Origin of the sequence: Streptomyces sp. NRRL F-5126, assembly GCF_000721265.1 — a bacterium.
Lineage (GTDB): Bacteria > Actinomycetota > Actinomycetes > Streptomycetales > Streptomycetaceae > Streptomyces.
The window spans coordinates 738728-761191 of the sequence record NZ_JOFZ01000001.1 but is presented as its reverse complement, the minus strand read 5'-3'; the positions used below and the strand labels follow the sequence as shown (position 1 = coordinate 761191).

Here is a 22464-nt window from a genome sequence, read left to right as displayed (position 1 = left end):
CGTGACGGCCGTATCCACACACTCGTGTGTCGGCGTCGCTCCACCCACGAACGGCGCCGCTCGACCAGCGTATGTGTCCGCCGGCTCCGTCACCGCTCCCCGACCAACCCAGTGGCGGGCGCCCCGATGTACGAGGTGGAAGGAAACCCCGGTCCTATGTACATACGAAGAACCGCGAGACTCATGACGGTCATCCTGGCCTGTGTCTCCGCGTCCGCTATCGCCCTGCCCGCCGCGACAGCGGCTCCGGCGCCGCCCTCGGCTCCCGGGCCCGCCTCGCATCCGGCGGCGGGCCCTGATGCCTTCGACGCGGCGCCGTACACGGCCAATCCGTCGTCCGCCGTCCGCAGCCGGGTCGTGGACGACGCACAGGAGGCGTTGGCCGCCCACGGAGGCGCCGCGCACACGTCCCGCGGGGACGCGTTCAAGGTCAGGAACCTCGTCGTCGACCGTGACGGGTCCGCCTCCGTCCGATTCGACCGGACGTACAAGGGCCTGCCGGCCTACGGCGGCGACGTCATCGTGCAGCTGAAGAAGGACGGCACGTACGCGTCGCTGGCCACCGGCTCGAAGACGTCCGCATCGGTCTCCACCAAGCCCGAACTGCCCGCATCCCGCGCCGCCAAGGTGTCGAGGGCCGCGTTCGACGGCCACATCGCCTCGGTGTCCACACCGCACCTCGCCGTGCGGATGAAGGGCACCAACGCCACCCTGGTGTGGGAGACGGTCGTCAGCGGCATACGCCCCGATCAGACCCCGAGTCGACTGCACGTCCTGGTGGACGCCCGTACCGGGAAGGTCGTCAGGACCAGCGACGACGTGGACACCTTCGCGGCCACGAACGCCACGCACGTCGCCACGAACGCCACGAAGGCCACGCACGCGGCCACGAAAGCCACGCACGCCGCCGCTCCGGCCGCCACAGCCCACAAGGCCGCGGCCAACCCCACCGTGGCAGTCAACGGCGACTCGATCTACAGCGGCCAGGTCCCCATCGACGTCACCCAGTCCGGCGGCGGCTACGCGATGCAGGACCCGGCGCACGGCAACGGCTACACCACCAACCTCAACCACGCCACCAGCGGTACAGGCACCATCTACACCAGTTCCAGCGGCACCTTCGGCAACGGGTCCAACAGCGACCCGGCATCCGCCGGCGTCGACGCGCACTACGGCGCCGCGGAGACGTTCGACTACTACAAGAACGTCCAGGGCCGCAACGGCATCTTCGGTGACGGCAGGGGCGTGCCCTCGCTGACCCACTACGGCAACGCCTACGTGAACGCCTTCTGGGACGGCTCCAAGATGACGTACGGCGACGGGCAGGGCAACGCACGCCCGCTGGTCGAACTCGACGTGGCCGGCCATGAGATGAGCCACGGCGTGAGCGGCGCGCTCACCGGCTGGGACGAGACCGGCGAGACCGGCGGACTGAACGAGGGCACCAGCGACATCTTCGGCACCATGGTCGAGTTCTACGCCAACAACCCCGTGGACACACCCGACTACACCATGGGCGAGCTCATCAACATCAGCGGAAACAACCAGCCGCTGCGTTACATGTACAACCCGTCGCTCGACGGCTCATCGCCCAACTGCTGGAACAGCAACAACGGCAGCCTCGACCCGCACTACTCGATGGGCCCGTTGAACCACTGGTTCTTCCTCGCCGCGGTCGGTAGCGGCAACCACGGCTACGGCAACAGCCCGACCTGCAACAACTCCACGGTCACCGGCATCGGCAACGACAAGGCCGCGAAGATCTGGTACAAGGCGCTGGCCTCCTACGCCAACAGCGCCGAGAACTACCACCAGGCCCGCATCGACTCGCTGCGGGCGGCGGCCGACCTCTACGGCGCGCACTGCACCGAGTACAACACCATCGACGCCGCCTGGGCGGCGGTCAGCGTCACCGGCTCCGACCCGGTCCCCGGCACGTGCGACAGCAACCCGGGCTCGCCCTCGGTGACCAACCCGGGGAACCAGACGACTGCCGTCGGCACCGCGGTCTCGCTGCAGATCCAGGCGAGCGACCCCGGTGGCGAGACGCTCACCTACAGCGCGACCGGCCTGCCCGCCGGGCTGTCCATCAACTCCTCCACCGGCCGCATCACGGGCACCCCGACCACCGCGGGCACCTCGTCCGTGAACGTCACGGCGAAGAACACCGACAACGCGACCGGTAAGGCCGCCTTCACCTGGACCGTCAGCGACGGCACCCCGCCGCCGGAAGGCTGCGGCGATCTGCCTGCCTGGAACTCGACGACCAGTTACGGGCCGGGCGACCAGGTCTCGTACAACGGCCACAAGTGGGCGTCCCAGTGGTACTCGACCGGCGCCGAACCGGGCGCCGCGGGATCCTGGGCAGTCTGGAAGGACCAGGGAGCCTGCTGAAGCACCTCGTCCGCTGAACCGCACCGTCTGCTGAACCGCACCGCCCGCTGAGGCGCGTGCGTTGAGGCAACACCCGCATACGGCCGAGCCGTTGGCCTCTCCACCAGCGGCTCGGTCCTCATGCCCGGCCCCCGGAGCCCTCATTTTCAAGGGTCTTGACCACTGTCCGGGACAGACCTACATTCGCCGCGGCACCAGGGTCACGGATGGCAGGCTCATGATCGGGGCCTGCGGCGTGAAGGAAGCTGTGTCCGGAGGGGCTTGCGATGACCGAGCCGACCACCCTGCCGTCCCAGAGCCCGGCAGGCCACGAATCGCCCACCGTGCGGCGGGACGCCCTGTGCGAGACTGTCCGGGTCCATCTCACCGCAGGGGGTGGTGCCCTCCTCACCGGTCCTGCCGGCATCGGCAGGACCACGGTGGTGTCCCAGCTGACGGCGGAACTGGGCTCCAGCGGCCACCGGATCCTGCGCTGCTCACCCACCCCGTCCGAACGGGACAGCCCCTTCCTCGGGCTCATCGATCTGCTCGCCACCGTCGGCGACGACATCCTCGCCGGTCTTGAGGCCCACGAGGAAGCCGTGCTCAAGGCAGCGCTGCTGCGGAGCTCGCCGTCCTCGGGGAGCGATCCGGCCATCGGCCGTGACGCGCTGGTCCTGCGCATCGCCGTCGGCAAGGTACTCGCCCTGCTGAGCGGCGCCGGCCCGGTCCTGCTGGTCATCGACGACGCGCAGTGGCTCGACGTACCGACGGCGGAGATCCTCATGTCCCTCGCCAGACGCGCCGGTTCCGGACCCGGAACCGGACCTGGACTCGGACCTGGACCCGGACGCCGACCCGGGCCCGGGTCAGGGCCCGGACGCCGACCCGGGCCCGCTGTGCTCGTCGCGCTGCGGACGGGCGCGGCCGGGGACGAGCCCGGACACGCCGAGGACCACCCGCCGGGCGGGCCGGTGAGCGCCGAGAAGCTGTGTCCAGGGCCGGTCCGCAGGGTACCGGTGCCACCCATGACCGCCCGTGAGGTCGCCGAGATGCTGGAGAGGCACGGCCGCCCGCTATGGCCACGGCAGCTCGTCGCACGTCTGCACCGGGCAGGCGGCGGAAACCCGCGCACGGTGCTGGACCTCAGCTCGGCGCTCGACGAGCGCGTCCGGATCGACGGAGCGTCCCTGCCGGAAGCCACGGAGCCCCTCCCCGTCCCGGACTGCCTGCGCCGACCGATCCTCGACCGGATCGACGCCCTGCCACCCAGCGCGCGGCAGGCACTCGTCACCGCGAACGCCGCCGCACGTCCCACGGTTGACCTGCTGCGGCGCGCGGGCTGCCAACACGCCCCGGCCGACATCGACACCTGCGTCCGGCACGGCATCCTCCAGGCTCCGGGCGACGGGATCATCAGATTCCTCGACCCGCTCACGCCGATGGTGCTGCGGGCCGAGACCCCGTACGAGCTCCAGGTGAACGCACACCGCGCACTGGCCGACGCGACCTACGACGCGGTCGAGCGCGCCCAGCACATCGCCCGGTTCACAGCGGGCCCCGATCCGGCGGTTGCGGCCCGGCTCGCCGACGCGGCCTCCGCCGCACGCCGCCGCGGCGCTCCGGGGACCGCGGCGAAACTCGGGCGTCTGGCCGCCGAGTACACACCGGCCGGCGAGCCGCACGTCGACACACACCGCCGGCTCACCGCCGCCGAGGACGCCCTCGATGCCGGGCACTTCGACCTCGCCAGACAACTCGCCTACGAGGTGCTGGGCGACGCCGACCGGCCCGCCGAGCGCGTACGCGCCTGGAACGTGATCGTCGACTCGTGCGGTCAGGCGATGGCCGAGATCGCGGACGTCTTCCCCGAGGCGGTGCGTGACGCGGGCCGGGACCCCGGTCTGCTGGCCCAGCTCCACTACCGGATGAGCTGGCGCGAGTGGATGGTGGGTGGCTCGGCGGCCCGCGGGCACGGTCACGCCGTCCGCGCCGCCGCACTCGCGGCGCGCGCGGGCGATCGCAGGACCGAGCTCATGGCGCTGACCCAGCAAGCGGCCCTGGAACTCTTCCTGGGACTGCCGGAGGCGGAGAGGACCCTCGCCGCCGCTCTCGCCACACCACACGATGTGCACGCCATGGCGCACCACAACGGCCCGATCTACCTCAAGCACCGATTCCACCTGGTGCACGACCGCTTGGACGAGGCCAGGGCCGAGCTGCGCACCCTCGTCTACACGCTGCGGCAACGAGGCTCGGCCGACAGCCTCAGCCAGTGCCTGATCGGACTCGCGCAGGTCGAGATCCAGCGCGGCCGCTGCGGGCAGGCACTGACCATCGCCCGGCAGAGCCTGCGCATCGTCGAACAGGCCGGGCTGAGCCAGGGCCCGGCCTGGTACGCCGTCTCGCTGGCCGAGACCGCGGGCGGCAGCCTGAGCCAGGCGCTCGCCGCGGCCGAGGCCGCCAGGCAGCACAGCGAGGACGACGACGACAGGCTCTTCCTGCCCCGCGCCCTGCATGCGGAGGGAAGGATCAGACTGTTCGGCGGGCAGACCCAACAGGCAGTGGAACTGCTCAGGCGCACGGCTCAGTTGGAGACCGTCCAGGGGCAGCGGGACCCGGCGACCCGGCGTTGGCACGCCGACCTCGCGGAGGCTCTTGCGCACAGTGGAGCGACGGACGAGGCGGAGGCCGTCATCGCCAGGGCACGCTCTCAGGCCGCGCGGCTGGGGCGGCGGGGCGTGCTCGCCGCGCTCGGCCGGGCGGCAGCCGCGGTCAGTGAGGCCCGCGGCGAACTCGGCGCGGCGGCAGCCGGATACGAGGACGCCGCGGCTCGCCTCAGGGCCGCCGGGTACCCCCTGGAGGAGGCCCGCACCAGAGTGGCGCTCGGCAGGGTCCGCGGGCGTCTCGGCGACGGAGCGCTGTCACACGCCGCCTTCGACGAGGCACTGCGGATCTTCACCAAGGCGGGCGCCAGGGCCTGGGTTTCGCTGACCTGTGCCGAGCGGGACCGTTCAGGGGACCGCTCGGTTCGCCTCCCCGAGGAGATGTGCTGGTCGGATCGTCTCACCCCGACAGAGCGCAGCGTGGTCGCCCGCGTCGCACAGGGCGCCACCAACCGGGAGATCGCGGCGGGCCTGGCGCTCAGTGTGAAGACCGTCGAGGCGGCGCTCACCCGCGTCTACCGCAAGTTCGGCGCCAAGTCGCGCGTCGACATCACCCGCATCGTCATGGCGCGGCCTACGACATAGGCGCCGCGGCGGGGCGGCCGGGCTATCGAAGCAGAGGGGACACGGCATGGCCGGCATCGCGGGCGAGACACTGGAGACGCACAGCCTGGACGTCACGCGGCCCGGGGTGCTCCCCTTCGCCATCGGTTCGTTCGACACCATCGGCCCGCTGGCCAGGGCCGACTTCCCGCATCGGCACAGCTTCTACGAGATCGGGCTGGTGACCCGAGGCAGCGGCGCGCACGTGGTGGACCTCGTGCGGCAGGACCTGGACCCGCCGTGCCTCTACGCGCTGGTCCCCGGCCAGGTGCACCAGTGGCACAACGCCCGGGGCATCGCCGGATGGGTGCTGCTCTTCGACGAGGACTTCCTGCTCACCCACCACGGGGACGCCGAGGTCATCCGTACGCTCAGTGCCCGGCCGCGGCTGCGCCCGGGCAGGACCGAGGCGGCGGACCTGCGGGCCCTGCTGAGGGAACTGGACCGCGAGTACCGCTCGGCCGCCGCGGGACACATCAGCATCCTCTCGTCCTACCTGCACATCCTGCTGCTGTCGTGGTTACGGATGACTGACCGCGAGGCCCCCTCGGGCGAAGCCGTGGACACCGGGGGCAGGGGCGCCGAACTGAATGACCACTTCCGCCGGTTGATGGAGCGATCTGACCCCGGGCCGCGCTCGGTCGAGGAGTACGCACGCGAGCTGGGCGTCTCGACGAGCTACCTGCACGACGTGGTCAAGCGGGGGACGGGGAGGACGCCGGGACAGCTGATCCGGGCGCAGCAGATCCTGGAGTCCAAACGCCTCATCGCCGGCACGGACCTGACGATCCGACAGGTGGCCACGGCGGTCGGGTTCTGTGACCCGGCGTACTTCTGCCGCTTCTTCCGCAGGGAGACCGGAGTGTCTCCGGGACAGTTCCGCCGGGAGTTCTGCCGTGAGTTGCGCCCGGAGTTCCGCCGGGCGGTCGGCGAAAAGCACCACGATCCCGCAGAGCGGTCCCTCGGAAGCACTCGTTGGCCTGCGTAGATTCGCACGCAGCCCCGCACGCGGCTGCGCACGCAGCCCTCGAGAGACGTTCCGCATCCGGGCCGCATCCGGGCCGCATCCGGGCCGCATCCGTCCGCATCCGTCCGTATCCGGCGAAGGAGATCACTGTGCCCACCCCCCACGACGAGACCGACCGCTCCGGCAGTTCCGTACCCGGTGAGAGCCGGGGGATCAGCCGGAAGAGCGTGATCAAGGCGGCATTCCTGACCAGCGCCGTTCCGTTGGTGACGGGCGGTGGAGTGGCCTGGGCCCGCGACCGCGACCGCTCGGCCGCCCCGGCCCGTCGCCCGGCAGCCCGCCCCCTGGCTCCCACCCCGGCGTGCCACGACGGTGACGAGCCCACCATCCCGAACATCGAGGGGCCCTACTTCAAGCCGGACTCACCGCTCAGGACCGACCTCGTCGGCTCCGGCATGCCGGGCACACCGCTCACCGTCAGCGGCTACGTCTTCGGCCGGGACTGCGCTCCGATATCCGGCGCCCTGCTGGACTTCTGGCAGGCCGACGACAGCGGCGCGTACGACATGACCGGCTTCACGCTGCGCGGACACCAGTTCAGCACGAAGCAGGGCGAGTTCACGCTGACCACGATCGTGCCCGGCCTGTACCCGGGCCGCACCCGGCACATCCACGTCAAGGTCCAGGCACCGGGGCAGCCCATCCTCACCACACAGCTGTACTTCCCCGGCGAACCCAGGAACAGCACGGACGCGTACTACGACGTCCGGCTCCAGATGACGGTGCAGCAGGTCGACTCCGGCGAGCAGGCGACCTTCGACTTCGTCCTGGACGTCGACGGCTCCACCACCCCGCCCACCAACCCGCCGCCCGGCAAAAGCGGCACCTGGGCGGCCGGCACCGCCTACCGGGCGGGCGACCAGGTGACCTACGACTCGGTGACGTACCGATGCGTCCAGGCCCACACGTCGATGGCCGGCTGGGAGCCCCCGAACGTACCGGCGCTCTGGCAGCGCGTCTGACCACACCACCAGGGGGAGGTGCAAAAAACTCCGGGCGCCGCCCACCACCGTCGACGCCCGGAAGAACACGCCGATCGCTTCCCCCCGCACCGTTCCCATGCCGTCCCCCGACAGCCCAGGAGCTGACATGCACCTCAAGCGAAGACTTGCCGCCGTGATCGGCGTGGGTATCGCTCCCCTTGTGGCGGTGTGCCTTCCGGCCACCACAGCCAGTGCGCACGGATACGTCTCGTCACCCCCCAGCCGCCAGGCGCAGTGTGCCGCGGGCGTCGTCGAGTGCGGGCCCATCAAGTACGAGCCGCAGAGCGTGGAGGGGCCAAAGGGCCTGACCAGTTGCAGCGGCGGCAACCCGGAGTTCGCCGAACTCGACGACGACAGCAAGAATTGGACGGTCACCCCTGTCGACAGCACGACCACCTTCACCTGGCGTCTGCTGGCGCGGCACGCCACCAGCAATTGGCAGTACTTCGTCGCAGGCCAGAAGGTTGCGGAGTTCTACGACGGAGGCGCAAAGCCCGGCGCGACGGTCACCCACCAGGTGAACTTCGGCAGCATCACCGGACGCCAGAAGGTGCTCGCCGTGTGGAACATCGCCGACACGGCCAACGCCTTCTACGCCTGCGTCGACGTGGACATCAGCGGCAACGGCGGCGGAGGCGGCCCCACAGGACCGGGCGCCTGCACCGCGCCGGCCTGGGACGCCGGGACCGTCTACAACGACGGTGACACCGTCACCCGGGACGACCACACGTGGCGCGCCAAGTGGTGGGTGACCGGCGAGGATCCCACCACCAGCGGCCAGTGGGGCGCCTGGACCGACCTGGGGCCCTGCACGACGACGTAACCGCGGCTTCGCCCACAGCAGGGGCGTCGCGCAGGGCGCGACGCCCCTCGGGTCGCGGGTCCGCGGTCCCCGGTCCGCGGTCCCCGGTCCGCGGCGGGAAGTTTGTCTTCGCCGTATGCCGGTTGTCACGGTGCGGAACCATCGGGCATGCGGCGGAACCCCGTCCCGGCAGCTCGATGTCCTCCTTGGCGTCAGGTCAGTACCAAGGTCGGCTTCACTGCCAGGGGAGATCCATGAACCGCCGTCACGCCTTCGCCGCTGCAGCCATCGGCGTCGCCGCCGCGTTCCTTGCTACTGCCTGCGGCCCAGCCGACTCAGGCTCAAGCACGTCGGCGAGTAGCGCCCCGTCCAGCGCCGCCGGTTCCGCCGCACCCTCAAGCCACTCGAGCCCGGCCGGTTCGGCGGGCAGCCCGGCAGACAGCGGGAGCTCGCCCGCCTCGAACGCGTCCGCGTCCGCCGCCACCACACCGGCCACCAAGGGAACGCTGATCCGTACCGAGACCCTCGTCGACGGCAGCACAGCCAAGATCTACAAGCTCGGCGACACGCACTACGTCGCCAAGGTCACCGCCGACGGGCAGCCCTTCGCCAGCCTGGAGACGACGAACGGACACGTGGACGGTCTCGATGCCAACGACATGTTCATCGTGCTCACACTGGACGGCCGGATCCATTCCTGGGAGGGCGGCGCGAAGCAGGGGCCGGGCACATTCACCGTCGCGGGCGGTTGGACGGCCAAGGTCACGAAGCTCGGCGAGTTCCACTACCGCGCGGAGATAAGCGGCGGTGAGGAAGGCACGGTGGGCACGTTGGAGGCGAAGCAGGGCGACGGCGGACGCGACGCCGGGGGCCAGTCCAACGGCACGTACTTCGTGCTCGGCGACGACGGTCAGATCAGCGCCCACGAGTAATCGGGCGCCGAGTGGCCCACCGGCCTCCCCGGTGGCCGGTGATCTGCTGGGGTGCTCCTGTTGGCGGGTTGCGGGGGTGGTCCCGCTGTCTGTGGAGTCGCTCGGATGACATGTAGTGTGTGGCGCCATGCCGTTTCCCGATGAGCGCGGTCAGGTTGCCGTGGTGGAGTACCGGCCCCAGTGGCCGGTGGAGTTCGAGCCGCTCGCGGGGACGCTGCGAGATGCGCTGGGTGACCTCGTGCTCGGGGTCGATCACGTCGGATCCACTTCGGTACCGGGCTTGCCGGCCAAGGACTGCATTGATGTGCAGGTGCGGATGACGTCGATCGACGAGGCCAGGGATGTACCGCTGCTTGCGGTGATCGGCTTCCGGTGCCGCCCGGAGCCGTGGAACCGCGTCGAAGTCTCCGGCGGGCAGCGGTGTCACAAACTCGTCTTCGCGCCGCCGGCCGGCGCAAGGTCGTGCAACGTCCACTTGCGGGAGGGCGCCGCACCCAATGCCCGCTTTGCCCTGCTGTTTCGGGACTACCTGCGCGCGGAGGGGGACGCCCGTCGGGCGTGGGGCGCATTCAAGCAGCGCCTCGCACTGAGCGTGCCGGACCTGTCGGACTATGGGCAGATCAAGGCCCCCGCTACGGAGGTGTTGATGACCGCGGCCGAACGGTGGGCCGCGGGTACCGGCTGGAGCGCGCCCGCAGCGGCTTGATCGAGTGCGCCGACGGGCACACGCAGGCCGGCGGCCGCGGACACGCGGCGGTGGACCGTGAGCCGTACATCCCGCGCTCGTGGACATGCAGCCCGAACCGCCGCCGGGCTGCGGGCCTGGACAGGGACACCGTCTTCGCGACCAGCCAGAGCCGGCTGACCGCTGTTGTCTGCCTCGAAGGGCACGGATGGGGCACGCCGACGGCAGGTCATCAACCTGAGGTGATGTGCCGGAGCGGTGACAGGAACTGGAGATCTCCCGTGGCACAGACGCTGCGGTGACCCAGGCGTCAGGCCCAGAAGGCTTCGGTGACGACGATCTGCGGGTCGGCGTGGCGGCGCATGAAGGTGTAGATGAGCCAACCGCGTCCGCCGGCCAGGTCCACGATGTGGGGGCCGCCGGGATTCGTGGAGGCCAGTGGCCGGACGGTCATCCAGTGCGGGAGCGAGACGTCGGCGTCGATTCCGCGGAAGTACGGGTCTTCAGCGGTGATCAGTTCCGCGTGCACTCATGACCAGGTCACTGCCTTCGGCAGGCATGCTTTGGAAGTCGTGCTGTGCCTGCTTCGTCCAGTCCATCTGCCAGGGCGGCCGGAGTGGTTCGTCGATCACTCTCCAGGCTTCGTCTCGGCGGCTTCGTGCCGGAGACGGCTGTACTCCTCCAAGAGCCGGCTGGACTCCTCGGGGTCATCGGACTCGGCTGCGCGGGCTTCGAGATCGCGAAGGTGCGCGTCGAGAGCGGGATTTCGCGCGATGGCGTACTGAGTCCACCACAGGCGCATGAAGGCAGGCACGGGGGTGATGCTGAAGGCGTCACCAATGACGCGCTTCCAGTGGGCCTCGAAGTCCGGGAGGAGTTGCGGGGCGTGTTCCTGGATGGCCAACCGGAGTGCCTGAGGGGTGCGTTCGGGCATCGGTGGCAACCGCAGGGGTCCCCCCTCGTACCCATCGCAGTGGAGTGCATGGGCGGTCATGGTTCGGGCTCCTTGAAATGAAGGGTGGGTCATGCAGCCTCGTGCTGGTCCTCGTGAGGCTGGTGCCGACGGCCCATCTCCTCGAACCACTCGGCCGGCACCAGGTAGGCGACCGTCTTCCCCTTGCGGGTGATGGCAGCGGCCTCACCGGCGATACGTGTCCGGTCCAGGATCTCGCCCATCCCCTTGCGCAGGTCGATGGTGGTGTAGGTCTTGGTCTCCATGCACTGAAGCGTATAACAACTATCATAGATGACATACATGCTCGTAAGACGCTGACGACCTGAAGAAGCCGACGGGCGCGTTGGGGGCAGTACGGGCGCACAAGGCGCTCGGTCGGGCTTGAACAAACAAAAAAGCCCCGGGCCAATGGCGTGGGGCTTTTCTTTGGAGCGGGTGACGAGAATCGAACTCGCGCTCTGAGCTTGGGAATCACCGACACATGCACAACCAACGGCCCACTGACCTGCTCCTTCGCCTTGCGTGGGCGAGGTTGACGCGCCCTGTGGGCACCGCACTTGACCGCTGTAGTCTGCTCCGAAGGGCACGGTTGGGGCACGCCGAGATTCTGTGGGCCGGGGAATCGGAGCGACGTTCAGAACGTACACAGGAAGCGGCTGTGCGGCCTCCGGGGCCTGGTGCATCCCCTGCTCGCAGCGGAGTGTCCGCAGCCTTTGGATTGACGAGTTCAGCGCGTGCCGGTGCCCTCCTGGCGGGGAGAGTCTCGGGAGAGCGGAGAGACTACCGCGCCGTGCGCAGTGAGTGGGGGACGATCGGTGGGTCGTCCTCGTCGGAAAGGGCGCATGTCGACCGGCGGTATGGCTGGGAGATGAGTGTGAGGCGCTGCGATGGTCACAGGGCGATCCGCTCGCTCAGACTGAGTTCGCCGCCGCGGCGGAGCAGCCAGATGTCCTCGAACTGGTAGTGCGGTACGGCATCGCTGCAAACCGCTTCAGCTTGCCGGGGTATCAGGCTGGCCATTCATCCTGTTGTTGTCGGGCGTCGTATGTCAGGTTCTGCTGGAACCCCACGGACACCGTGGGAGTGAAACCGGAGTCGGTCGCCACCGGTCAGTAGGTCTTGGACAACAACGCGAGCCGGTATCCGAGTTGGAAGCGGGTCTCGACGCACAGCTGCGACTTTAGCCGGGCGATGTGCGACGCGTAGGTACGCTGGCTCACCCCGATTTTTTTTGCGATTACAGCGTCGCCTTCACCGGCAATGAGGTAGCGAATGATTGTTTCCTGGAGGGACGAGGTGATGTCTGCCGAATCCTTGGCCGACCGACCGCCGTTGAAGGTCTCGCTGCGCAGCCAACTGCGCTCAAATATCTTAGCAAGGAAACTCACCAGCGCCGAATTACGCACCATCATGGCTTCTTCACGGGCGCGGCCGATGGGTATGAAGGCGATCTTCCGGTCGACGATGATCAGCCGGTCGAACAGTTCGTCTAGTGTTCTCACCTTTGCTCCGTGCGCGGTGACCGCTGCGACGTAGGCGCGCGTGGGACCGTCGTGTCGGACGGTGTGCTGGTAGAGAGTGCGAACGGATACCCCGCGGTCGAGGAGCGCCGACACATCTGCCTGCACGGCCTTCAAGGTGCGCTCGGGGCGGCTCCCGCCCGGCTGTGCGGTCAGCAGTTCCTCTGTGCACTCGGTCATCGCCATGCTGATGTGCGCCCTGATCAGGGGTTTCCCCGACAAGTGCGTGATGAGGTCGGCCGGGTCGGCGTGCAACGGATCCCGGTTCTTTCTGGTCAGGGGCCGGAGCCACTCTGCCAGGTCGCTGGAGCGTTCCAGTAGGTCGAGCGCGGCCCGCCGCCAGGCAGCACCCAGTTGTGCTTCCACCAAGCGGGGGTCGGACAGCACGAGGTATCCCGGATCGTCCGGATCGGGGGAGGCCAGACCCAGTTCCGTCAGCTCGTCGACGGAGCGACGAACATCCTCTGCGGACCATGCCGCCACCGGCACGCGTGCCCTGACCTCGTCGGCGGTCCCGTGCTGTCCCGACCACGTCAGCATGTCGGCGTACACCTTCTGGGCCCGTGGGCTCGGGAAGTCGAAGGGCCCCACCGCTGTGCCACTTCCCCCATGTGCTGGCGTGGACTCCATCGTGCGCCTCCCGACTATTACCCAGAGTGATTCGACTATCACACTGCGGACCGGCAAGTGATGGTAGCCCAGGTCTAGTCCATGAGCGGTGTGACTTTTGTCAGGCAGTCAAAAGTGGCGTCACTGTCACCTCCTGAAAGAGCGGCCGCAACGGCGGCTCAATCGTGACGAAGTCAGTCAAGGTACGCCAATTTGGAATCAAGTTTCCTGTCTCCGTCCGTAGTTTCGGAGGCTCCGACCGGCTCTCCGAGGGCGCCACCCGGCGCTGGAGAGTCGCCGCTCGCTGTCGTTGCCGGCCGTCGCCGAGTACGCGGAGTCAGAGACAGGACTCGATGGCCCACAACGGTTATAAGGGTGCCGAGCGCGATACCGCTCACCGAGAAGGACTTGCTGACCTGCAAGGACACCCCACCGATCCCGGCGATGAGTCCGGCGGCGACCGGGAACAGGTTTACCGGATTGGTGAAGTCCACCCGGTGTTGTATCCAGATCCTTGCTCCCAGTGAACCGATCATTCCGTAAAGCACTACAGTAATGCCGCCCAGGACGCCTCCCGGGGTGGCGGCGATGAATGCGCCGAACTTGGGACAGAGTCCGAATGCCACGGCCACCAGCGCCGCGACCCAGTAGGCGGCCGTGGAGCAGATTCGGGTCGCCGCCATCACCCCGATGTTCTCCGCGTACGTGGTGGTGGGAGAACCACCCACGGCGGCGGACAGCGCGGTCGACGCGCCATCCGCCATCACCGCCATGCCCACTCTGCGGTCCAAGTCCTCACCCGTCAGTTCCGCGATGGCACGCAGGTGACCGGTATTCTCCGCGAGCAACGCGATCACGGCGGGCAGCACCAGGAGTACTGCCGACCAGTGGAACACCGGAGCGTGCAGAGGCGGCAGGCCGAACCAGTGCGCCGATGTCACCCCGGAGAGGTCCAGCCGGTTATGCGTGGTGATGTGCCCCGCGGCGTCCGGGGCAGTCACCGGTCCGGACAGCCGGTCGAAAAGCCAGGACAGCACGTAGCCGAAAACCAGGCCGATGAAGACCGACAGCCGTGCCCAGAACCCCCGCAGGAGCACACCGCTGCCCACGACGACCACCATCGTCGCCAACGCAACCCACTGGTCCTGCGGCCAGTAGGTTTTGGCCACCACAGGCGCCAGGTTGAAGCCGATCAGCAGGACCACCGCACCCGAAACGACCGGAGGCAGCAGCCCGTTGATCGACGCCGGACCGAGTCGGTTCACCACGAGGCCCACGGCCGCCAGTAGCAGGCCGGCAACCAATATTGCCCCACAGACCGTTGCCGTGTCCCCACCCCCTGCCCGGATCGCCGCGACACCACCCACGAACGAGGCGCTCGTACCGAGGTAACTCGGAATCCGGCCCCGGACCAGCAAGAGGAACAGTGCGGTCGACACTCCTGACATCAGAACGGCCAGGTTCGGATCGATCCCCATGACCACGGGGAAGACGAACGTTGCCCCGAACATCGCCACCACGTGCTGTGCGCCCAGCCCGATCGTCCGCGGCCACGTTAGCCGCTCACCGGGCAGCACCACCTTCCCCTCCAGTGGTCCTGTACCGTCCCCGTGCAGCCGCCAGCCCCACTTCCCGCTTCCGTTCACCCGGCCACCTCCGGCGTCGGCTTGCCGAGCACCATCGCACCGGAGGCCGCCGCCGCCAGGCGCTTGTCCACAGTCGGTACGTCCGGGCCGACCACGACGGCATAGCCTGCCCGGCCCAGGAACTCACGCGGTGGCAGTCGCAGTACCGTGCCACGCTCCCGGACCATGTGCACCGCGTGCACCCATGGCTCCGTTGCCAGATTCCGGTCGACCTCGACGTCTTCCAGGACCAGGTCGCACGGTGGATACAGGAACCGAATGCCCACGAGCTGCCGTGGCCGCCACACTGACCCCGGAGACCTTCCCAGGGTCACCGAGCCAACAATCTCGCCCACCGACAGCCCCGGGCAGGCCAGTTGCGCCAGCCAGGGAATCAGGTCGCCGCCGAGCCGCCCATTGACCTCGACGACGCGTGGCCCCCGCGACGTCAATCGTAGCTCCGTATGCGTGACGCAACGGTCCACTCCCAGCGCATGGTTGGCTCGTACCACGACGTCGTGCACCGCTGCCGCCGTTGCATCGTCCAGCACGTCGCCGGCCACATGGCCGACCTCCTCGAAATAGGGCGCGAACCCGGTCCGTTTAAGGGCCGTGGCATACGGAACCACCTTGCCGTCCAGCACCCAGCAGTCGACGCTGATCTCCTCCCCGTCCAGGTACTCCTCCACCAGGACCCGTTCGTCCCGTGACCCGGCCGCTGCATGGACCGCTGAGGCGAACGCGGCGTCCAGCTCCCTGGCCGAGGCGGCGACGCGTACCCCGACACTGGCCGCCCGGGACAGCGGCTTGACCACCACAGGGAAGCCAATCTCCCGCGCCGCCCTCCTGGCCTCTTCCAGCGCGCTTACCGGCGCATACCGCGCTGAGGGCACCCCATCGTGGGCGAACGCCAAGCGCTGGACCGCCTTGTCACGGCACGCGGCAGCGGCCAGGGGCGGGATCGCCGGCGCCCCCAACTCTGCGCCGACCCGTGCGCTGAGTTCCAGCAGCCGCTCCTCCCATGTCACCACACCGCCCACCGAGCGTCCCGCGGTCAAGGCGGCCGCCGCGGCGCTGACGGCGTCAGCGTCGTCGAGATCGGCCACCACATGGGCTGCCACATAAGGCAGCTGCCAGTCCACTGGTCCGCCGTTGAGCAGCAGCACCTCGCACCGTTCTGCCAGGCCCCGCAGGACGTACTGTCGGAACTCCTGATAACCCGAACCGATCACCAGAACGGTGTCGCCCACATTCTCCTCCTTCGTCAGGCAAGTCCGCGCCAGGGGCGCGGGCCGCGGGGGTGTCATCCGGCGGCCGGTGTAGCTGGGACCGGGAGCCGCCCGGCCGTGGTGACAACGCTCTCGATCTGGTGCGCTGTCAAGGCGTCCAGACAACCCGCCCCGACTAGTTCACGCAGCCGGGGCGGCAGTCGCAACGCGTCGTCGTACGCGCAGGTGACCACCGCGTTCGGGACGCTCACACCGTCGATGTGGTAGGTCGCCGTCCTTACCAGGTCCAGCGTGTCCGCCAGAAGCCGGTCGGTGTCCTCACCGCAAGAACACAGGGGGAACTGCAGAGCGATCATCCGCGCCTGACCCGCTGCGGCTGGCAGTCGATGCGGCCACTGGCCGCATGCCATGGACACCAGGCAGTCGTAGGTGTTGAGTCCGGAACCGGCGATTGCCAGCGTCGTCGCCCCCGACACCCGGGGGTTGATCTCCAGCACGTGGAATTCACCGTCAACGTAGATCATGTCCATGTCGAGAGCGCCCTCGATGTCCAGTGACCGGCACAGCCGCACCAGCCGCTGGGCGACCGGTGCGAAGGCAGCGTCGGCCTCGGGACGCGGAGCCACGTACCGCAGCCGTTGGAATGTCGACGACGGTCCGTCATCGGCCGGACCCATCCAGATCACCGGCTGCACCACGTAGTGCCCCCGCGCCCCCACCACCTCGACCGAACAGAGCTCGCCGCGGGTGAAGCGCTCCAGCATCAGGTTCCCGTTGTACGGCTGCCGCAGGTAGTCGGACAGCTCATCCTCATCGGCCAGCACGTGCATCCCGTTGCCCAGGCAGTCCCACAGCGGCTTGGTGATCAGCGGGTAGCCCAGTGACTGGGCCTGGTGCAGCACCACGTCACGGAAGGCCGGAACCGGCAGGCCGCGGCCGTTGAGCAGGTCGCCGTCGAGCAGGACTGCGTCCGGCTGCGCCAGCCCATGCTCGGCGATCACCCGCTTGGTCTCCCACTTGTTCGACAGCAGGTTGACCGTGTCAAGGCCGTGCATGACCACCGGAACGCCCTGGCGCTCCAGCCGCTCCTTGACAGCTGCGTCCCTCAGGGCGTTCTCGTCCGGGATGGACAGCGAGACCACGGCGTCTGGTCGCCAGGCAAGCACCTGCCTGGCTAGTACGTCGGGGGTGACGCCGGGGTCTACGCGCTCCGCACTACCGGGGAAGTCCTCCGGGCCGCAGTCGCCCTCGGTGTGGAACAGTCGCGCGACGATGCCTTCCCTGGTGAACCGGTAGCGCAGCATTCCCAGATAGGGCCGGGTCTGTTGAATTTCTATGGACCGCAGAAAGGCCAGCCGGGTCATCGCGGTGGCTCCACACGGATCGCCACGTCGGCGGCCACCTCTTCGGCGATCCGGTCCGCGTCGGCCGCAGAGGTCGCCCGCACCAGTACGTGCCCGACGCGACTGTGCCGCTCGTGCGCATGGTCGACCGGATCGCCCGGCGCCATGTATGCCTGGACGGCGGCGACCCCGGGACGGTCCGCCGGACCGGTCAGCCCTGCGAACGTGCCGCAATCCTCGGTCGTCAGGAACCGGATCGCGGCGCCCTCGTGACGAGACGGCGTCACGTCGGGAGCCAAGCCGACTGCCACTTGGAGATAGGCCCGCGTCTCGCTGACCCCCAGGGCCTGTTCGACGACCTTGACGATGTGTCCCCCGGGCGGCCGGGCACCGACCTCGATCACACGCGGCCCGTCGGGGGTCGCCTTCAATTCCGTGTGTGCCACGCCGTTCCGCAACCCTAGCGCCGACAAAGCCCGCTCAGCCGTGTCGAGAATCCGCTCCCGCAGTCCCGCGTCGAGCTCGGCAGGCACGGTGTGCCCCAGCTCCTCACGGATGTCGCCGCCGGTGGTGAGCTTCCTGGTCACCGCGAGGTGGACAGCATGCCCGTCCGCGACGACGCTCTCCACACTGAACTCCGGCCCGTGCAGGTACTCCTGCACCAGCACACTGGTGTCCAGTGGGATGCCATACGGGAACTCGGCCGTCCACGCGCGGGCCGCCGCGAACGCCGCCGGGAGCTCGGCGAACGACCCGACCACCGTCACACCCACTGACCCTGCGTTCTCTGCGGGCTTGACGACAAGGGGGAAGTCCCAGCCAGCCGCTTTGACCGCTGCTGCTGCAGACTCCGCCGATACCGCTGCAAGTGAACGGGGAGACGGCACACGGTGTTCCGCGAACGCCAGTGCCATCTCCCATTTGTTGCGCGCGGCCTCCGCCCCGGCCACGTCGTGGCCGGGCAGCCCCAGGCGCCCAGCCAGCCGAGTGGCCGTCAGCGACAGGAACTCCCAGCCGGCCACCACCCCACCGATCCGGTGCTCCTCTGCGTAGCGCACCAGCTCTTCCAGCGCGGCCCGCGGCGCCCGGAAGTCGGTGAACACCACACCGGCAAGGGCATCGCGCAGCTCCGGTGGGTAGCGGTCGTACACATCGCGGTGGGTAGCCAGGTGGACGGTGATGTCCAGGTCCTTGGCAGCGGTCAGCAGGTCCTCGACGGCGCTGCTCTCCGCTCCCAAGAGGAGAACTGTTTTTCTCATGAAGTCATCTCCGGATTTACGGTTTCAGCAGAAGGAAGGTGGCCGCCTGGCGGCTCACGGCGCGGTGACCGGTTCACTCCGGCCGTTCGTGCCGACGGCCGAGTCGGACCGGGCGGCGATCTCCCGGGCCAGGCCGTACATTCCCGGTACAGCCAGCGTGCTGAGCGCACACAACACGAGCCACGGCACCCGGGGGCCGACGCTCAGAAGTGTGGTGAACAGCCAGGGGGCCAGGGCCATGCCGGCCGTCCACGACATCTGGAAGATCGACAAGTATCTGCCCTGGGCGTGATCCGCCGCCAGCACGACGCTGAGTTCGCTCATCGTGGGCGACGCCAAGATCTCACCAAACGTGAAGACGATCACACCCAGGAAGAGTCCAATGAAGGTGATCCAGCGTGGCCCGCCACCCAGCAGTGACAGCAGGAGGAAGGCGAGCGCGTCCAGCGCCGAGGCGACAGCGGCGACGCGTGCGAGCGACCTCCGTTCGATGAACCGGGTTGCCACCGACTGGCCGCCGATCACCAGCGCCGTGTTGAGGGTCAGCAGGACCCCGACCAGCCAGGCGGGCGCTCGCAGCACCTCTACGGTGTACAGCGCCAGGAGGATGCTCAGCACCATCGCGGCGAGCACGAACACGAGGTTGACCGCCACGAGCCGCAGGTACGTCCCGTCGCGCAGCACTAGGGCGTACTGGGCTCTAGGCGCCCCGGGTGAGTCCCCGACGCCGACGGCGGCCGCGGCACCGCCGGGTCGGCTGGCCGGGATAGCGCCTCGGGGCCGCCAACGGGCGATCAGAACCGCGGCGACTACATAAGAGACGGCATTGGCCGCCACCAGCAGCCGTAGGCCCGTCGTGCCCGCCGTGCCGACGACCGCCGCCGAGACCGCGCCGCCCAGACCCAGGCCAACGTTGCGAATGACGCGGATCAGGCCGAACCACCGGGTGCGGTCCTTACCCTGGGCGGCCAGCGCTGTCAGGGCACTGTTGGCGGTCCAGAACATAGCCGCGCCGGCCTGTACCGCGACGCCGGTGATCAGTACGAGTGCAAAGTCATGCGCGAACAGGAAGCCGCCGAAGGCGAGGGCGGACAGGGCGTTGCCGGTGACCACCACCATGCGGGGTCCGTACCGGTCCATCAGCGGACCGATCAGTGCGGGCGCCGGCAGTGCGAGCAGGCGGCTGAGGGTGATGGCCGACCCGACTTCCACCGCCGACAGGGACGTGGTTGAGACGAAGTACACCAGCTGGAACGCCAGCACCAGGCCGTTGCCCAAACTGTCGATCAGGCCGGCCGTCAGGAACGAACCGGCACCGGACACGTCCGGCAGGCCGAGACTCCGGACCAGCCGTCCGCGTCCGGTGGAGACGTCGCTCGACGCCATGTCACACCCTTTCCTCAGTGGTGCTTACGCCTCGCCGTACGCGCGGCGGAACTTGCCGGTGATGTATTCGCCGGATCGCACCGGCGGATACTTCTTCCGGGCGCCGGCACCGGCGCAGGTCGGAATGCACTCGATGACCGCGTCGTAGTTAGGCTGGTGGAAGAAGGGGAACGAGTACCGCTCACGGTGCGCCAGGTCGCGCGGCGGATTGACTACGCGGTGTACGGTGCTGACCCATCGGTCATTGGTCCACCGCGCCATAAGGTCACCGATGTTGACGACGAAGGAACCCTCCAGAGCTGGAACGTCCAGCCACTGCCCCTCGGACGACAGCACCTGCAGGCCACCGGGGCTGTCGTCCTGGTGCAGGATCGTCAGGCTCCCCCAGTCGCTGTGCTGGCCTTTCCGCAGTTGACCCTCCTGCGGGGTGACCGGCTGCGGCGGGTAGTAGTTCGCCGTCAGGTTGGTCATGTGCTGGTCGATCTTCTCGTCGAACCAGTCTTCCGGCAGTTCGAGCGCTAGCGCGAACAGCCGCATGATCCGGGTAGCCAGAGCCTCCATGGCCGCGTAGTACTCCTGGTAGGCGGTCCGGAATCCAGTCAGCTCGGGCCACGGGTTGGCCGTGCGCAGCCGGGGGTCGGCGTCCGCGGGAAGAGCGCCGGGATCAGTGTCCTCGCCGAGCCGGTTCACGGTGAAGGTCTCGGAGACGTCCGGCAGTGCCCGCTCCCGCAGGACTGCCGCGTCGCTGTTTGACGCGGCGAGACTGCCTTGACGGCCGAAACCGCGCATCAGCGGGTCGTGCGGGTCGGCGAGCAGCGCGTGTTTCTCCGCGGCCGGAAGGGCGAAGAATCGCTGAGTGGCGCCCGTCATCGCCGCGATCGTCGCCTCCGGTACGCCGTGCCCGACGATGACGAGGAAGCCGCTGGTCCGGCAGACCGCGTCGATAGCCTCGGCGGTCCGGACGCGGTCCTCGGGCCCTCCGACTCGTGATGGGCCGAGGTCGATGACCGGGACGTAACCGTCGACAATGGTGACTGGGGTGGCCTGAGCCTTACCGGTCGCCGAAGTAAGGCCTGTTGTCATGACTCTCTCCTCAGTGCGGCGGAGGCCGGAAGGCCTGCGGCGGGCTGCCAGCGGGCTGGTGGTGGTGTCCACAGGAGGAGCGCGTTGAAGAGCTCCTTGGCGTTCTCTACGGCAAGCAGGCTCTCGCTCTCCTCGGGCCGCATGAAGCCGCTCGCGAACATCCGCTGGGTGAGCCGTATGAGCCGGTCCCAGTAGCCGTCCACGTTCATCAGCGCCACCGGCTTGGTGTGGTGGCCTAGGACGAGCCAGGCCCACACCTCCAGAACTTCCTCGATCGTGCCGACTCCACCGGGCAGTGCCACGAAGCATTCGCCCAGTTCCGCCATGAGCTGTTTGCGTTCGTGCATAGAGTCGACAATGTGGGTGCTTGTCAGGCCCGGATGAAGGAGCTCGGCGTCAGCGAGGGACCGGGGGATGACTCCGGTCACCCGGCCCCCCGCGGCAAGGGCGGCATCGGCGACGGCGCCCATTAGGCCGACGGACCCGCCGCCGTAGATGATCTCGTGGCCTCCGGCGACGGCTTCACGGGCGAAGTGTCGCGCGGACTCCTCGTACACCGGGCGGTTGCCGCGGGCCGATCCTGCATAGATTGTGATGCGCATGTCAGCTGCCTTTGGTTCGTCAGGGACTGACCCGGCCGCAGCGCTCGTACGCCGCGTGGGTGAGCGGCATCAGGCGGGCGAACTCTGATTCCATCCGCTCGGCCACGATTTCGGTCTCCCGCTGCGGGTGCGAGACGTACGTGGCGTGCTCGCGATGGGTGCGCAGCCCCAGGAAGTGCATCAGGGCACGGGCATTGCAGGTGGCGTAGACCGTCGAGAACGTCGCGACCGGCAGTACGATGCGCGCCAGCTCACGCGAGATTCCGGCGTTCAGCATCCGCTGGTACTCGGCGAATGCTTCGCGGTAGGCGGTGGTGACCGACAAGGTCATCAGCTCGTAGTCCTCGGCGTCGCCGTTGACGTACTGGTAGTGGCCGGGCTTGCCAATCTGCTTGAGTGCCCTGTCGTTGGCGGGCACGTAGAAGACCGACTTCAGGTCCTTGTATCGTGCGCTCTCCTCGTTGAACGACCACATGCGGTGACGCATCAGATGGCGGATGGTGAAGATCGGCGCGTTGATCAGGAACGTCATCGAATTGTGTTCGAACGGGCTGCCGTGCCGGCTGCGCATCAGGTAGTTGATCAGGCCCTCGACGTACCCGTCGCCGCGTTCCTCGCGGTGAGCGCGTTCGCCGGCTGTCGAGACCCGGGCCGCCCGCACCACGCCGATGTCGGAGGCAGAGGCGTCGACCAGATCGACGGTGATCTCGCTGCGCAGTTCGATGGAGGGGTCATCCGAGGCCGTCAAGGCGGCTTCGTTGATCAGATCGACACTCATGTGT

General features: G+C 68.6%; 20 protein-coding genes and 1 pseudogene. 8 read left to right on the top strand and 13 right to left on the bottom strand.

All coding sequences use genetic code 11. From position 1 onward, the window contains the following. The first annotated feature begins 183 nt into the window (after positions 1-183). The 8 genes and pseudogenes from IH48_RS0103490 to IH48_RS35660 form a co-directional block, all read left to right on the top strand. Positions 184-2394 carry a M4 family metallopeptidase gene (locus IH48_RS0103490; RefSeq protein WP_234434107.1) on the top strand — a complete coding sequence of 737 codons (2211 nt, stop codon included), beginning with the start codon at positions 184-186 and terminating at the stop codon, positions 2392-2394. Positions 2395-2660: 266 nt separating this feature from the next. After that, positions 2661-5624 carry an AAA family ATPase gene (locus IH48_RS0103485; protein ID WP_030898867.1) on the top strand — a complete coding sequence of 988 codons (2964 nt, stop codon included), beginning with the start codon at positions 2661-2663 and terminating at the stop codon, positions 5622-5624. A gap of 46 nt (positions 5625-5670) precedes the next feature. Next, a complete protein-coding gene (locus IH48_RS0103480) occupies positions 5671-6630 on the top strand; it encodes an AraC family transcriptional regulator (RefSeq protein ID WP_037840807.1) in 960 nt (319 codons plus the stop codon). A 128-nt stretch (positions 6631-6758) separates the two neighbouring features. Beyond that, positions 6759-7631 (top strand): carbohydrate-binding protein, encoded by an 873-nt coding sequence (locus IH48_RS0103475; RefSeq protein WP_051839028.1) that lies wholly within the window; start codon positions 6759-6761, stop codon positions 7629-7631. 127 nt (positions 7632-7758) lie between these two features. Next, a complete protein-coding gene (locus IH48_RS0103470) occupies positions 7759-8475 on the top strand; it encodes a lytic polysaccharide monooxygenase (RefSeq protein WP_030898862.1) in 717 nt (238 codons plus the stop codon). A 233-nt stretch (positions 8476-8708) separates the two neighbouring features. Next, positions 8709-9386, top strand: a complete 678-nt coding sequence (locus IH48_RS0103465) for a hypothetical protein (RefSeq protein WP_030898861.1) — start codon at positions 8709-8711, stop codon at positions 9384-9386. A gap of 127 nt (positions 9387-9513) precedes the next feature. Beyond that, on the top strand, positions 9514-10092 hold the full coding sequence (locus IH48_RS0103460; protein WP_030898860.1) for a GrpB family protein: 579 nt from the start codon (positions 9514-9516) through the stop codon (positions 10090-10092). A 26-nt stretch (positions 10093-10118) separates the two neighbouring features. Continuing rightward, positions 10119-10235: pseudogene (locus IH48_RS35660) on the top strand (IS701 family transposase); the annotation flags it as partial. Positions 10236-10381: 146 nt separating this feature from the next. Here the strand turns inward: IH48_RS35660 and IH48_RS32970 are convergent. The 13 genes from IH48_RS32970 to thyX all read right to left on the bottom strand — a co-directional run bounded on the left by IH48_RS32970 (position 10382) and on the right by thyX (position 22460). Beyond that, positions 10382-10600: a hypothetical protein gene (locus tag IH48_RS32970; protein ID WP_234434106.1), complete on the bottom strand. Its 219-nt coding sequence runs from the start codon at positions 10598-10600 to the stop codon at positions 10382-10384. Positions 10601-10699: 99 nt separating this feature from the next. Continuing rightward, the gene (locus IH48_RS0103445) at positions 10700-11065 is read right to left on the bottom strand and encodes a DUF6247 family protein (protein ID WP_030898858.1); all 366 of its coding nucleotides are present in this window, start codon (positions 11063-11065) and stop codon (positions 10700-10702) included. A 29-nt stretch (positions 11066-11094) separates the two neighbouring features. Further along, positions 11095-11289: a type II toxin-antitoxin system Phd/YefM family antitoxin gene (locus IH48_RS0103440; RefSeq protein ID WP_030898857.1), complete on the bottom strand. Its 195-nt coding sequence runs from the start codon at positions 11287-11289 to the stop codon at positions 11095-11097. 628 nt (positions 11290-11917) lie between these two features. After that, entirely contained in the window at positions 11918-12046 is a 129-nt protein-coding gene (locus IH48_RS37325) for a hypothetical protein (protein WP_267885297.1), read from the bottom strand. An 89-nt stretch (positions 12047-12135) separates the two neighbouring features. Next, positions 12136-13086 carry a TrmB family transcriptional regulator gene (locus tag IH48_RS34240; protein ID WP_158710235.1) on the bottom strand — a complete coding sequence of 317 codons (951 nt, stop codon included), beginning with the start codon at positions 13084-13086 and terminating at the stop codon, positions 12136-12138. Between the two features lie 263 nt (positions 13087-13349). Continuing rightward, positions 13350-14801: a solute carrier family 23 protein gene (locus tag IH48_RS0103425; RefSeq protein ID WP_078849427.1), complete on the bottom strand. Its 1452-nt coding sequence runs from the start codon at positions 14799-14801 to the stop codon at positions 13350-13352. Further along, complete coding sequence (locus IH48_RS0103420; protein WP_051839024.1) at positions 14798-16030, bottom strand: ATP-grasp domain-containing protein; 1233 nt, start codon at positions 16028-16030, stop codon at positions 14798-14800. The genes IH48_RS0103425 and IH48_RS0103420 overlap by 4 nt, the downstream gene beginning before the upstream one ends. 53 nt (positions 16031-16083) lie before the next feature. Continuing rightward, positions 16084-17373 (bottom strand): ATP-grasp domain-containing protein, encoded by a 1290-nt coding sequence (locus tag IH48_RS0103415; RefSeq protein ID WP_051839022.1) that lies wholly within the window; start codon positions 17371-17373, stop codon positions 16084-16086. Continuing rightward, positions 17370-18590, bottom strand: coding sequence for an ATP-grasp domain-containing protein (locus IH48_RS0103410; protein ID WP_234434104.1), 1221 nt, complete (start codon positions 18588-18590; stop codon positions 17370-17372). The genes IH48_RS0103415 and IH48_RS0103410 overlap by 4 nt, the downstream gene beginning before the upstream one ends. Positions 18591-18665: 75 nt before the next feature. After that, positions 18666-19997, bottom strand: a complete 1332-nt coding sequence (locus IH48_RS0103405; protein WP_051839020.1) for an MFS transporter — start codon at positions 19995-19997, stop codon at positions 18666-18668. Positions 19998-20021: 24 nt separating this feature from the next. Next, positions 20022-21080: an isopenicillin N synthase family dioxygenase gene (locus IH48_RS0103400; RefSeq protein ID WP_051839019.1), complete on the bottom strand. Its 1059-nt coding sequence runs from the start codon at positions 21078-21080 to the stop codon at positions 20022-20024. Then, a complete protein-coding gene (locus IH48_RS0103395; RefSeq protein ID WP_037840806.1) occupies positions 21077-21682 on the bottom strand; it encodes a TIGR00730 family Rossman fold protein in 606 nt (201 codons plus the stop codon). The genes IH48_RS0103400 and IH48_RS0103395 overlap by 4 nt, the downstream gene beginning before the upstream one ends. Before the next feature lie 19 nt (positions 21683-21701). Then, positions 21702-22460, bottom strand: coding sequence for an FAD-dependent thymidylate synthase (gene thyX / locus IH48_RS0103390; RefSeq protein WP_030898835.1), 759 nt, complete (start codon positions 22458-22460; stop codon positions 21702-21704). Positions 22461-22464 lie beyond the last annotated feature (4 nt).

What these genes read in the sequence shown, in the direction of transcription:
- IH48_RS0103445 (WP_030898858.1), bottom strand. Translation starts at nt 11,065, where the DNA reads ATGACCGCCCATGCACTCCACTGCGATGGGTACGAGGGGGGACCCCTG.
- IH48_RS0103415 (WP_051839022.1), bottom strand. Translation starts at nt 17,373, where the DNA reads ATGACCCGGCTGGCCTTTCTGCGGTCCATAGAAATTCAACAGACCCGG.
- IH48_RS0103490 (WP_234434107.1), top strand. Translation starts at nt 184, where the DNA reads ATGACGGTCATCCTGGCCTGTGTCTCCGCGTCCGCTATCGCCCTGCCC.
- IH48_RS0103460 (WP_030898860.1), top strand. Translation starts at nt 9,514, where the DNA reads ATGCCGTTTCCCGATGAGCGCGGTCAGGTTGCCGTGGTGGAGTACCGG.
- IH48_RS0103465 (WP_030898861.1), top strand. Translation starts at nt 8,709, where the DNA reads ATGAACCGCCGTCACGCCTTCGCCGCTGCAGCCATCGGCGTCGCCGCC.
- IH48_RS0103480 (WP_037840807.1), top strand. Translation starts at nt 5,671, where the DNA reads ATGGCCGGCATCGCGGGCGAGACACTGGAGACGCACAGCCTGGACGTC.
- IH48_RS34240 (WP_158710235.1), bottom strand. Translation starts at nt 13,086, where the DNA reads ATGCTGACGTGGTCGGGACAGCACGGGACCGCCGACGAGGTCAGGGCA.
- IH48_RS0103440 (WP_030898857.1), bottom strand. Translation starts at nt 11,289, where the DNA reads ATGGAGACCAAGACCTACACCACCATCGACCTGCGCAAGGGGATGGGC.
- IH48_RS0103395 (WP_037840806.1), bottom strand. Translation starts at nt 21,682, where the DNA reads ATGCGCATCACAATCTATGCAGGATCGGCCCGCGGCAACCGCCCGGTG.
- IH48_RS37325 (WP_267885297.1), bottom strand. Translation starts at nt 12,046, where the DNA reads ATGGCCAGCCTGATACCCCGGCAAGCTGAAGCGGTTTGCAGCGATGCC.
- IH48_RS0103405 (WP_051839020.1), bottom strand. Translation starts at nt 19,997, where the DNA reads ATGGCGTCGAGCGACGTCTCCACCGGACGCGGACGGCTGGTCCGGAGT.
- thyX (WP_030898835.1), bottom strand. Translation starts at nt 22,460, where the DNA reads ATGAGTGTCGATCTGATCAACGAAGCCGCCTTGACGGCCTCGGATGAC.
- IH48_RS0103400 (WP_051839019.1), bottom strand. Translation starts at nt 21,080, where the DNA reads ATGACAACAGGCCTTACTTCGGCGACCGGTAAGGCTCAGGCCACCCCA.
- IH48_RS0103485 (WP_030898867.1), top strand. Translation starts at nt 2,661, where the DNA reads ATGACCGAGCCGACCACCCTGCCGTCCCAGAGCCCGGCAGGCCACGAA.
- IH48_RS0103470 (WP_030898862.1), top strand. Translation starts at nt 7,759, where the DNA reads ATGCACCTCAAGCGAAGACTTGCCGCCGTGATCGGCGTGGGTATCGCT.